At 52.6% G+C, this 11,432-nt stretch carries 11 protein-coding genes and 1 tRNA gene; all 12 read right to left on the reverse strand.

Features of this window, described 5'->3' with window-relative positions; genetic code table 11:
* Positions 1–281, reverse strand: a 281-nt coding sequence (locus AB1690_12140; protein MEW6016057.1) for a hypothetical protein, incomplete at its 3' end; no start/stop codon positions are given.
* Between the two features lie 123 nt (positions 282–404).
* Positions 405–1,046 carry a thioredoxin family protein gene (locus AB1690_12145; protein MEW6016058.1) on the reverse strand — a complete coding sequence of 214 codons (642 nt, stop codon included), beginning with the start codon at positions 1,044–1,046 and terminating at the stop codon, positions 405–407.
* 42 nt (positions 1,047–1,088) lie between these two features.
* Positions 1,089–3,221, reverse strand: coding sequence for a protein-disulfide reductase DsbD domain-containing protein (locus AB1690_12150; protein MEW6016059.1), 2,133 nt, complete (start codon positions 3,219–3,221; stop codon positions 1,089–1,091).
* Positions 3,222–3,383: 162 nt separating this feature from the next.
* On the reverse strand, positions 3,384–4,136 hold the full coding sequence (locus tag AB1690_12155) for a 50S ribosomal protein L25 (GenBank protein ID MEW6016060.1): 753 nt from the start codon (positions 4,134–4,136) through the stop codon (positions 3,384–3,386).
* A 29-nt stretch (positions 4,137–4,165) separates the two neighbouring features.
* Entirely contained in the window at positions 4,166–5,101 is a 936-nt protein-coding gene (locus AB1690_12160; GenBank protein ID MEW6016061.1) for a ribose-phosphate pyrophosphokinase, read from the reverse strand.
* 67 nt (positions 5,102–5,168) lie between these two features.
* Positions 5,169–5,243, reverse strand: a tRNA-Gln gene (locus AB1690_12165).
* 17 nt (positions 5,244–5,260) lie between these two features.
* Positions 5,261–5,530, reverse strand: a complete 270-nt coding sequence (locus AB1690_12170; GenBank protein MEW6016062.1) for a SpoVG family protein — start codon at positions 5,528–5,530, stop codon at positions 5,261–5,263.
* 33 nt (positions 5,531–5,563) lie between these two features.
* Positions 5,564–6,433: a 4-(cytidine 5'-diphospho)-2-C-methyl-D-erythritol kinase gene (gene ispE / locus AB1690_12175; protein ID MEW6016063.1), complete on the reverse strand. Its 870-nt coding sequence runs from the start codon at positions 6,431–6,433 to the stop codon at positions 5,564–5,566.
* 192 nt (positions 6,434–6,625) lie between these two features.
* Positions 6,626–7,843 carry an ABC transporter permease gene (locus AB1690_12180; GenBank protein ID MEW6016064.1) on the reverse strand — a complete coding sequence of 406 codons (1,218 nt, stop codon included), beginning with the start codon at positions 7,841–7,843 and terminating at the stop codon, positions 6,626–6,628.
* A 9-nt stretch (positions 7,844–7,852) separates the two neighbouring features.
* Positions 7,853–9,085 carry an efflux RND transporter periplasmic adaptor subunit gene (locus AB1690_12185; GenBank protein MEW6016065.1) on the reverse strand — a complete coding sequence of 411 codons (1,233 nt, stop codon included), beginning with the start codon at positions 9,083–9,085 and terminating at the stop codon, positions 7,853–7,855.
* Positions 9,086–9,364: 279 nt separating this feature from the next.
* Positions 9,365–10,369 (reverse strand): SpoIIE family protein phosphatase, encoded by a 1,005-nt coding sequence (locus tag AB1690_12190; protein MEW6016066.1) that lies wholly within the window; start codon positions 10,367–10,369, stop codon positions 9,365–9,367.
* 111 nt (positions 10,370–10,480) lie between these two features.
* Entirely contained in the window at positions 10,481–10,999 is a 519-nt protein-coding gene (locus tag AB1690_12195) for a GNAT family N-acetyltransferase (GenBank protein MEW6016067.1), read from the reverse strand.
* Positions 11,000–11,432: the final 433 nt, after the last annotated feature.

The following is an 11,432-nucleotide window of genomic DNA, read 5'->3' on the forward strand; positions in this document are numbered from 1 at the left end:
TCGCCGTTTATCTGAAATCCCAGGATTCCTCCGGCTCTTGTGGCGAGGAACCATTGGGCAGGAGCATTGGACATCTCTTCCCGCTCCGGCTCCGACGCCGGTTCGAAAACCGGTTCAGGGTCGGGCGGAAGTTTGTCCCAGTCGTCATCGTCGGTCAGGTATGTCAGACCGGAGGAAGGATTTACTGTCTGCGCGACTGATGTTCCCTCGCCGGCAATCAGCATAACAACCGAAAGCGCGAATATCATCGCGCGACATCTCATCCAAAAGAGACTATACATACAGATCTCCCTTTATAAGTATAGTCGGAAATTTTGAAGATTTGTCAAACAGAATTTTCCCGCCCAAAAAAAAAGCCGGAAGTCATAGTCCTCCGGCTAATGATAGAGGGATAGAGAGTATTTTCAGTATTTCACAGAGCAGCCGTAGGAGACAGTGCTCTTGGTGGCAATCTCCTTGCCGCCCATCGCCGCCTGCAGAGCCGCGACTACATAGTTGGAAGCCCCTTTGACATCATCCAGTTTGGTGGTCGGTTTGTCGTCAATGGCACCGGCATATATAAGTGTTCCTTCAGGACTGATGATATACATATGGGGAGTGGTTTTGGCGCCGTACATCCGCCCGACTTTGCCGTCGTTGTCTATTAAATAGGCGTTGGCGCTGAAACCTTCCGATTTGAGCCGCTCGGTCAGTTCTTTTCCTTCAAAATACCCCTGCTTCCCGGAAGCGGAGGAGCAGATACCGAGCCAGACAACCCCCTTTTCCATCATCTCTTTCTGCAGGCGGGGCATGTTGCCGGAATTGTAATGCTTGCGGACAAAGGGGCAATCAAAATTGACCCACTCCAGCACCACGAATTTTCCTTTGAAAGAGGACAGGGAATGGCTCTTTCCGTTGGCGTCGATGAGGGTGAAATCGGGAGCGGTCTGCCCGACTGTAGCCGTCGCAACGGCGGCTGTCTCCGGCGTTTTCTGCTCAGCGAAAGCCGCGAGGGCAACAACGCTGAGCGCAAGGAGAGTTAAGATTGAGAAATGGGTGCGAGTCATAGAGGTCATTACTCCTTTCTGAAACTTTATATCAATTCCTTTTTAGATTATCGATCTGTCTTCAATTTGAGCCAGGGCATCGAGAACCACCTGCGGTGTCAGAATCTCCGGCAGAAATTGGGGCAGGCTGTCCTTTCCCGTATATAAAACATATAACGGCACGCTATTGCGTCCGTATTGCGCCAGAGCATAAGTGATATTGTCATCCCGTCTGGTCCAGTCGGCACGCATAAGGGCAAGATTTAACTCGGCCAGTCTTTTTACGACGTCATCATTTTCGAGCGCTACCCGTTTGTTGACCTGGCAACTGAGACACCAGGCGGCGGTGAAATCAATAAGAACCGGTCGTCCCTCATTACGCAATTGCGCCAGACGTTCGGCGGAATAATTCTCCCAGACCAGACCACCCGGCGCTGTGCCGGCGCGGGTGATTTCGGTTTCGGCGAATTTATCAAGCGCATAGAGTCCGATGGTCACGCCGAAGGTTATTAGGAATACAAATGCAGTGGCGGCCAGGAAGGTCCTTGTCCCGGTCAGTGGTATGCTCCCCCACTGACCTTTTATCCAGGCCGCCAATGCAAGAATCAAGAATACCAATAGCAGAATAACAACGGCGCTTCCTCCCGCCTGTAAATTCAGGACTGAGGCGAGCCAGACCACCGTTCCCAATAGCAAGAATCCCATGAAATGCTTGAGAATGACCATCCATCGACCCGGTTTGGGAAGGAATCGCAACAGTTGCGGAAAAGCCGAAAGGACTATATAAGGGAATGCCATTCCGGCTCCAAGGAAAGCAAATATCAAGAGAGCGGCCAATGGCGGTTGCGATAAGGAGTATCCCAGCGCCGAACCCATAAAGGGAGCAGTACAGGGGGTCGCCACAACAGTGGCGGTTACGCCGTTCAAGAATGACTGGACGGAGGTATGATGAGACACCCCTGCTTTTCTTCCGAAAGAGACCGGTCCGATTTCGAACAGACCCATCAAATTCAAGGCAAAAAGAAAGAGAAAAGAGGCGAGCACAAAGACAAAAGCGGGCGATTGCAGCTGGAATCCCCAGCCAAGCGAATTCCCTCCCGCCTGCAATATTAATAAGATACCGGCAAGAACCAGGAAAGAGGCAATCACGCCTGCGGCAAAGATTGAACCGTGCCATAATGATTTCCGACGGCCCTGTTCAGCCTGACTTACTATGCCGAGCACTTTAAGCGACAGGACCGGCAGAACACAGGGCATCAAGTTGAGAATCATGCCGCCAAGAAAGGCGAACAGAAGCGCCATCCAGATGCCAGAAATTTCGCCTTTGGCGACGACGGCAATGCCGGTGTAATCGATCGGAATATTTATTTTCAAGGCTCTTTCTGAACCAGGTCCGCGCCAGCCCGGCTCGGCAACCAGAATCCCTTTTAATCGCTCTGGCGTTAGGTGAACATTCTTATCGCGGGGGATTCGGAGTGTCTGTCGCTCGCCGGAGGCTTGAAATATCTGCCGGGCAGGATTGACAATTATGCCCCGCTCCTCAGGAAAAAACAGGACTGACTGCAGTTTCCCCTCCACCCAGTTCGGTTTTCCTATGGAAAGGAGCAGTTCGTTCTCAGTCATTAATGCCTGAATTTCCCAGTCTTCATTCTCAATCGGGAGTTTTTCCCGGGCGGAGGCAAAAAACGCATGATTTGCAGAGTTGCTTGCGGAAAGGTTACTACTTCCTGTCGGCAATTCCAGTCTAACCTCCGTTTCTCCCGGTATGCAGATTTCCTTGCAGACCAGCCAGTCAATGGTGGCGCGGAGTTCGACGTTTCGCGACACCGGCAGATTCGAGGGAGGAGTGATTTCGACCAGAAGAGTCAATTCCTTGTCATAGCCGAAATCGGTCAGCGGCGGGAGGTCAATTCGATGCGGATAGGGCCATTGAATTTCCCCGGCAGTGAAGCCGTCGGGAAGTTGCCATTCGATTGATGGGGGCGCGCCGGCATCGCCCGGGTTTTTCCAGTACAGATGCCAGCCGTCATCAATTTTGAAATGAATGGCGCTCCCGAAAGGCTTTCCGGCGGTAATTTGTTCGGTTTCTGACAGAAGGGCAACTTCGACCTGCCCGACCCGAACCGGGTTGGCGAAAGCAATGGTAGAAAAGACTGTAAGGAATATTGATATGTAAACAAAGAGGGGTCGTCGCATTCCGCATCCTACAAAAAAAGTATTATAGACTATCTTAGTCTATAAAGGAATTATTATTAATACAATGCGAAGGGGGGATTAGTTCCCGGGGGGTAATATTCAGCCCGACTATAAAAAAAACCCCGCCTTTGCGGGGTTTTCGGTTCGACCTCAATCGAAAAATTATTTCTTTTCTCTCTTAGCCGGTTCGGGGGCTGCTTTGGCATCGGCTGGTTTCTTCCCGCCGGCTTCAGCCGGTTTTTTACCTTCCGCGCCTTCGGCGCCCTCAGCTTTGGCTTCGCCTTCCGCCGGAGCCGCGCCTTCCGCCGCCTCACCTTCAGCCGCCACCGCCGCCACCGGCGTTTCGACCTTGATAATGGTCGGCGGCACCACTGTCGCGATAGTCTGGTGCAGGTCGGTCAGAATATCGACCTTCTCGATTTTCAGGTCGCGCACATGCACCGAGTCGCCGATTTCCAGCGCCGAGACATCCACCTCCACCCGCTCGGGAATGTCCGAGGGGAGGCAGGCGATTTCGATTTCGCGGGTAACATGCTCCAAAATTCCGCCGGAATTTTTCACGCCGGAGGCGATTCCCGCCAGATGAACATGCACCGCCAGATGCAGTTTTTTCTTCATCGAAACCTGATAGAAATCGACATGCTCATAGGCGCCGGTTATCGGGTCGCGCTGAAGTTCGCGAATAATTACTTTGCGGGCTTTTTTCTCTTCGCCCACGTTAAGGTCAATCAGCATATTGGTCCGCTTTTCGCGACGAATCATCGCCGCCAGTTCGGCCGGATTAAGGCTGATATTGAGCGGTTTCACTTCCGGTCCGTAAAGGACCCCGGGAATATTGCCGCCCTGCCGGATTTTGCGCGCCGCCCCTTTACCCTGAGCCGGTCGCGCCTGCGCTGTCAAAACAACTTCTTTCATCGTTATCTCAAAACCTCCAATAATAATTATCAATCATCAAAAAGCGAAGAGACCGATTTCTCTCCGGATATTCTCATAATAGCCTCCCCGAAAAGATTGGCCGTGGAAAGAACCAGGAATTTTTCGGGAAGCACTTTGTTTTCGATATTTATCGAATCGGATATAATCATCTTCTTAATTACGCTGTCATTAATCTTTTCAATGGCATTGCCGGAGAGAACCGGATGGGTGCAGACGGCGTAGATTTCAAGGGCGCCGGCGCGCGCCAGGGCTTCGGCCGCCTGGCACAATGTTCCGGCCGTATCGACCATATCATCCCGGATGATAATATTCCGCCCCGTGACATCACCGATAATATGGACCACTTCCGACTGATTCGGCTGCGGACGCCGCTTATCAATGATAGCCAGGCTGGCTTTGAATGATTTGGCGAATGCCCGCGCCATCTTGATAGAGCCGACATCAGGCGAGACCACCACCGGAGAAGTAATGTTCAGATTCTGCAGGTAATCATTGAATACCCGCGAGGAATAGAGGTGGTCGTGAGGGATATCGAAAAACCCCTGAATCTGGGCGGCATGGAGGTCCATAGTAATGACCCGGTCGGCGCCGGCGGTGGTAATCAGATTTGCCACCAGCTTGGCGGTGATAGCGACGCGGGGACGGTCCTTGCGGTCCTGACGTCCATATCCATAGTACGGTATCACGGCGGTGATGCGCGATGCCGAGGCTCGCCGGGCGGCTTCAATCAATATCAGCAGTTCCATCACGTTTTCGGCCGGGGCGTTGGTGGACTGGATGATGAAGACATCGCATCCGCGGATATTCTCATTGATTTGAACAAAAATCTCACCATCGGAGAAACGCCGCACTTCACAGGCGGTCAGTTCAACGCCGATATAACGGGCGATTTTTTGCGCCAGCGGACGGTTGCCGTTGCCGCAAATCAGTTTCAAATCAAGCATAGTTCCTCTGCTCCAACTTTTCATCCCTTGTGCTCAGATGGGTTGATACTAAGCGTCGGCAGGAATTTGGCTGGGGTGCCAGGATTCGAACCTGGGAATGCAAGCTCCAAAGGCTTGTGTCTTACCGCTTGACGACACCCCAGTAACGGTGTGCCTTACTTAACCTTTGCTTTTGGCTTTCAGTTCCGCCTCGTAGGCGGCTAAAACCTTCTCCTCAATCAAACGTCGCGTTTCATTATTGACCGGATGAGCCACATCCTGGTGGGTCCCATCGGGCCGCCTTCGGCTCGGCATGGAAACGAAATACCCTTTATTCCCGGATATTATTTTCATACCGCGTATCACGAAAGCATTGTCAAAGGTGACATTGGCGAAACCTTTGAGTTTCTCCTCATCGCGAAGGATGATGCGAACTTCGGTTATCTCCACTGCGTTTCCTCCCGCCAAAGGTTTAAATACCTGTCAGTCCCAAGCGGGGAGGGTTATTGGCCGACTGATTGATACCTGCCAATCCCCCCGAGAGGCTTGCTGCAAAACCTCTATATCAGGTATATTCTCAAAAAGTCCAAAAACCGTTGGGCCTGAGCCGCTCATCCGAATCAAGTCCGCGCCGGCGGCGCTCAGCAAGGCCGCTATCTGTCCCAGGACAGGATAGGACTCAAAATGGACCTTCTCAAAGTCGTTACCAATATCACCAATATTCCTGACCAATTCCTTGAAATTGATGCAGTTGGATAACTTAACATCACCCTTCGAGATTGTCAAGTCCATTTTCAGACGCCGATAACTGTCGGCGGTTGATATTACCAGAGACGGCGTTATCAATACAATCCAGTAATTTTGAGGCAATGAGAGCTCTTTAATAATATCTCCTCGTCCGGTAACTTCCGCCGACCCGTTGGAGAAGAAAAAGGCGACATCAGAACCAACCGTCAGCCCAATATCCATCATAACCCGATTCGATAAGTGCAAATCATACAGACGATTAATGGCATAAATGGTGGCGGCGGCATCGGCTGACCCTCCCCCCAGACCGGCGGCAACCGGGATATTCTTGTCCAGTTTAATTTCCAGACCGCCGGGAAGGGAAAGATTGTCAAACAGCCCCCGAGCGGCTTTGATTATCAAATTGGAGTCATCAGTAGGAAGTTGCTCGCTCCCTTCGACCGTCAGCTTTAGCCCCGGGCTCTCCGTTTTTGAGAAATCGAGGCGGTCAAACAGGCTGACAGCTTGAAACCAGGAGTAGATATTATGATAGCCGTCGGCTCTCTTTTCCAGCACTTTCAGAAAGAGATTGATTTTTGCGGGCGCCTTGATGCTGATATCGGTCATATATGTCTCAGGATAGAGGGGCCTACTCCTCTGAGGGGAAAATCTTACAAAAAAAACATTTGCGCAAGGAAAATCTGCGCAAGACATCTCAAAAATGGATAAAATGCTCGATTTGATAGTGCAATGGCATCGTCAGAGAAAAGTGCCGTCGAAAAACCTCACCATCTCAGATTAGGTGATGACGGCGATCGCCTATTCGTAGCGAAGGGCCTCAATCGGATTAAGACGCGAGGCTTTGCGCGCCGGATAATAACCGAAAAAGATGCCGACCGCGGCGGAGAAGAAAAAGGCCAGCGCCATCGACTCCGGCGCCACCAGAACAGGCCAACCGGCGAATTTGGAAATCATGTTGGAGGCAAAAATACCAAGTCCGATTCCGATTATTCCGCCGATAATGCTGAGAGTGGTCGCTTCGGTCAGAAACTGACGGAGAATATCGCGCCGCCGCGCTCCGATAGACATACTAATCCCGATTTCGCGGGTGCGCTCCGTCACCGAGACCAGCATGATATTCATAATGCCGATACCGCCCACCAGGAGCGACACCGAAGCGATTATCGCCAGAAGCACCGCCATGGTATTGGAGGTGGAGCTGGCCGTCTGGGAGATATCGGTCTGGGTGCGGATGGTGAAATCGTCATCCTGCCAGTCCTGTAAGCGGTGCCGCAGGCGGAGAATCTCCCGAGTCTGCGTTTCCGCCAGCGGAATTCTCTCCTTGCTGACCGCCGACATGATAATGGAGCCGATATAATCGACCCCCATCAGTTTTCTCTGCACGGTGGTGTAGGGAGCGATGATAATATCATCCTGGTCGCGTCCCATGGCATTCTGCCCTTTGGGCGAAAGGGTGCCGAGCACCTTGAAAGGAAGTTTGCCGATACGGATGGTCTGTCCGACCGGGTCCTGGTTGGGGAAAAGATTATCGACCACAGTCTGCCCGATAACGCAAACCTTGGTAGCGCCGCGGATATCCTGCTCGGTGAACAGCTCTCCGGAATTCAATCGCCAATCGCGAATCTTGAAGAAGTCGGTGTTGCCGCCCCAGATTTCAGTGAACCAGTTCTGATTGCCATAGACTACCTGGCGGTTGGCGCGAAGGTTTGGTGAGATGGCATGCACGGCCGGCGCCCCTTCTTTGATGGCTTCAATATCTTCAAGCGTCAACGACTGCGCTGCGCCGGCGCCGGAATGGACACCGCGCGTCGAAACGGAACCGGGCCAGACCATCAGGATATTAGAGCCAAGGCTGGCGATCTGCGCTTCCACCGAGACCTGCGCCCCTTTGCCGACCGCCACCATGGCGACCACCGCCCCAACCCCGATGATTATGCCGAGCATGGTCAAAATGGCGCGGGCCTTATGACGCATCAGCGACCAGAAGGCAACTTTGATAATCTCAAAAAATCGCATAATAGAACTTTATCGACGTCCGCCGCCAAAACGAGGCATAAAAGGATTCTGCCCGGTGACCGCGGCATTACCGGCGACAGCGCCTTCCATCCCGACAATCACCTCATCTCCCTCTTTCAGTTCACCTTCAACAATCTCGACATAGCGGGTGCTCTGCAAACCTCTGACAATCGGCACCGCCTTCGGGGTGACGCCATCCAGTATCCACAGACGGGCGCGCGAGGGGTCGCGGCTCTCTGCTTTCATTCCATCCGGGCGGATTCTGGCGACCGGCATAGCCTTGGAGGCAGTATCACCGGTCTTGTCGGCGGCGGCGCGAGTCTCGACCGGCGGGACAAAGCGGAGCGCCTGAAGTGGCGCCCGCAAGACATCATCGCGTCGAGCCACTTCAATGATGACATTGGCCGTCATTCCCGGCATAAGTTTTAATTCGGAATTGGAGACATCAATAATGACATTATAAGTAACTACATTTTGGCTGACCACCGGCGCCAGACGAATCTGGCTGACTTTACCGGTGAATTCTTCTTCCGGATAAGAATCGACCCGGAAAGTGACTTTCTGACCTTCCTTTACATTGCCGATATCGGCTTCATCGATGCTGGCTTCCACCTGCATCCGAGAGAGGTCATTGGCAATGGTGAACAAGGTCGGCGCCGAGAGGCTGGCGGCGACCGTCTGGCCGACATCGACATCCCGCGAGATAACCACGCCATCAATAGGCGACCTGATAGTGGCATAGCGAAGATTGACTTTTGCCCGCTCCAGAGAGGCTTCCGCCTGCTTGAGGCTGGCTTGAGCGGTTTCGAGCGAGGTGATGGCGGCATCAAGTTCCGCCTGTGATATGAGCGATTTTTCGAAGAGCTGTTTGGTTCGCTCGAAGTTGCGGGCGGCTTCATTTACCTGGGCTTGTGCCCGGTCCACATTGGCGCTCTGCTCGCTGACGGTCGCTTGAAGAAAGGTCGGGTCGATTTGCGCCAGAAGTTCCCCTTCACGCACCTGCGAATTATAATCGACATAGATCTTGGATATGGTGCCGGAGACCTGCGAGCCGACCAGCACCGTGGTGACGGCATTGAGAGTGCCGGTGGCGCTGATGCTGACAACAATGTCGCCGCGGTCAACCTTTTCTACGCGGTAGCTGAGCTTGTCGCTCCCGTTGCGACTCCAGAGATAAGCGGCCCCTACAATGACTATAACCAGGGCGCCAATGAATATTAGATTGCGTCTTCGCTTCTGCATTAATCCAATCCTTAGGTATCAGTGCTGCTATTTAGACAATCAAACAGCGTTAAAGTTTAAAACATCGGTACATTTTACACAATTTCCGCCGGTCGGGCAAACGGTTTCGGCGGAAAGCAAATAAAGTTCACCGCTGCGGAATCGATATGGCTATATTTTTTGAAAGCAATGAATTGGAAATGTCGAAAGAAGAATTGTCAAAATGATATGGCGATACAATGTTGCCGTCATGCCAGCCGGGGCGCCTTATAGCAGTTCAACAGAAGAAGGGCGAATCAGTTACTGCCGCCTCAGGGCGATGATGGTCAAATCGTCGCTCAGCTCTTTCCGGCCGGTAAAACTGTCGATTTCGGTCATAAGAAGATTCACCAGCTGATTCGGTTCGGCCGCCGGGTGGCTCGAGAGAAACTGCAAAAGCCGGTTGTCGCCGAACATCTCCCCGGTTCCGTTTTCGGCATCGGTAACGCCATCGGTATAAAGCACCAGCAGGTCGCCGCTCTGCATCTGATGAGCGCACTCCTGAAAAACGAACTGCTCATGAACCCCAAGGACACCGCCGGTTGGCTCCAAAAGCTCAATAGCGCCCCCGTTGCGCACTATAATCGGCGGGCAGTGGCCGGCGTTTGCCATAAGAAGCCGGGAACTCTGATTGGTACCGGATTCGAGAGCGATACAGACAAAAGAGACAAACTTGGTCACCGGCACATTGCGGCAAAGCCAGCGATTGAGACGGGTCACCAGTTGGCTGGGAGATTCGATTTCATCGGCAAGGATTTTGAGCGCCCCCTGAATGTTGGACATAAGAAGACCGGCCGGAAGCCCCTTGCCCATGGCGTCGGCAATCACAATGCGGGCCGAGCGGCCGCCGGTGAAGAAGTCGTAGTAATCGCCGCCGACTATCCGCGCCGCCAGCGATTTCACCGCCAGGTCAAAACCGTCAATATGAACAACCGTCTGCGGCAGCAGAGCGCGATGAATTTTGGAAGCGAGGAATAGCTCTTCTTCCAGCTGGTTGCGCTCCTGCTGGGTGATACATTCGAGGCAGATCTGCGCCGTCGGCTGGATTTCCAGACGATGGTGCTCTATTTCTCCCTGGCAGACGGTGCAAACTCCAAAGTCTTGATGCTCGACTCTCTTAAGAGCATCTTTTATTTCTGTTAAGAGGTTCTGGACTTTGTCAACCTCTTCCTGGCCGGCGTCTTCCGGCGAGGCAAGCCATTGGACGACATTATTTTGACGCTCCAAAAGCAGATTTCGAAAATGTTCCAGGTCGGCTATAGTCATTATGCCTCCTTCGTTATGACCTAATATACGGCGGCTGCCAAGTCCGGTTGCAATTGAATTCTATAATGTGATTCTGTCATCAGCCGTCTCCATTCCGGCTGTTATGAATCTCTATTTTTTGAGACGAAGCATCATTATTTCATGGTCAACATAATGCGCCTCATCGAATTTGTAAGCATCTAAAAATAGCCCGGTGGTGATGAATCCGAGAGAAGCGTAAAGGGTCCGGGCGCCGGTTTGAGTGGAGGAAACCACCAGCCCCAGAATTTCCAGCCCGTCAATCCGGCTTGTTTCCTCGATAACCTGCTTCATCAGTTGACGGCTTTTCCCCCTGCCACGCGCTTCCGGGCGAACATAGACCCCCCAAATCCATCCTCGATGCCGCGCTTTGAAGTTTTCCTCACGATGAAAAGCCACCGTCGCCAGAAGTCGCTCCCCCTCAAAGGCGGCCAGGATAAATTTTTCCGGATAGACGGCGCTGGGCGTCGTGGTTGACTTCACTTTTTCATCGGAGAAAGCGGCGACCTCCTCGGGAGTATCGGAGAAAGCCTCGGGGCTTTCCCGGCACATCTCGATGCGAAAGTCGCGAAAGGTTTCACCATCAGAAGCGGTCAATTTCCGGATGAGCATAAAGTTAAGATAAACGGTCGTTTGCAGCAGGTCAAGACAATGTTGGCTCAGTTCAGAGCTCTAATCGTAATAGTTTAGAGTCTGATGAGGGCGAAAGACCCTATAGCCTCGCTTTTCATAACTATTGCGGCGGGTAATGATATCGAGCGGTCAAGTACGATGCACTTGATTCTAAGGCACTTATGGCGCGAAATCGTGACCCAGCGAACTTCTCTACCACGACGGTTATGGCTTACGGGGTTGCCTCGGGGTTCCTGACCGCGCCGTAAACAAATCTATATCGCCGTCCCCTGATGGAAAACCATCCTCCACTCTCCCTTTATCGATTTCCAGATGGAGCATCGGAGGGAATCCCGCGCCGGTTGATTGTCGCGGACAATCGACGCCCGATATGTAACCAGCGCAACCTCAGGCGAGAGAAGCCTCATCTCAA

The organism is Candidatus Zixiibacteriota bacterium, assembly GCA_040753495.1.
Classification (GTDB): Bacteria; Zixibacteria; MSB-5A5; order GN15; family PGXB01; genus DYGG01.

Coding starts and splice junctions, on each gene's coding strand:
- AB1690_12160 (MEW6016061.1), bottom strand. CDS start 5,101: ATGCTTGATTTGAAACTGATTTGCGGCAACGGCAACCGTCCGCTGGCG.
- AB1690_12185 (MEW6016065.1), bottom strand. CDS start 9,085: ATGCAGAAGCGAAGACGCAATCTAATATTCATTGGCGCCCTGGTTATA.
- AB1690_12195 (MEW6016067.1), bottom strand. CDS start 10,999: ATGCTCATCCGGAAATTGACCGCTTCTGATGGTGAAACCTTTCGCGAC.
- ispE (MEW6016063.1), bottom strand. CDS start 6,433: ATGACCGATATCAGCATCAAGGCGCCCGCAAAAATCAATCTCTTTCTG.
- AB1690_12155 (MEW6016060.1), bottom strand. CDS start 4,136: ATGAAAGAAGTTGTTTTGACAGCGCAGGCGCGACCGGCTCAGGGTAAA.
- AB1690_12190 (MEW6016066.1), bottom strand. CDS start 10,369: ATGACTATAGCCGACCTGGAACATTTTCGAAATCTGCTTTTGGAGCGT.
- AB1690_12150 (MEW6016059.1), bottom strand. CDS start 3,221: ATGCGACGACCCCTCTTTGTTTACATATCAATATTCCTTACAGTCTTT.
- AB1690_12180 (MEW6016064.1), bottom strand. CDS start 7,843: ATGCGATTTTTTGAGATTATCAAAGTTGCCTTCTGGTCGCTGATGCGT.
- AB1690_12145 (MEW6016058.1), bottom strand. CDS start 1,046: ATGACTCGCACCCATTTCTCAATCTTAACTCTCCTTGCGCTCAGCGTT.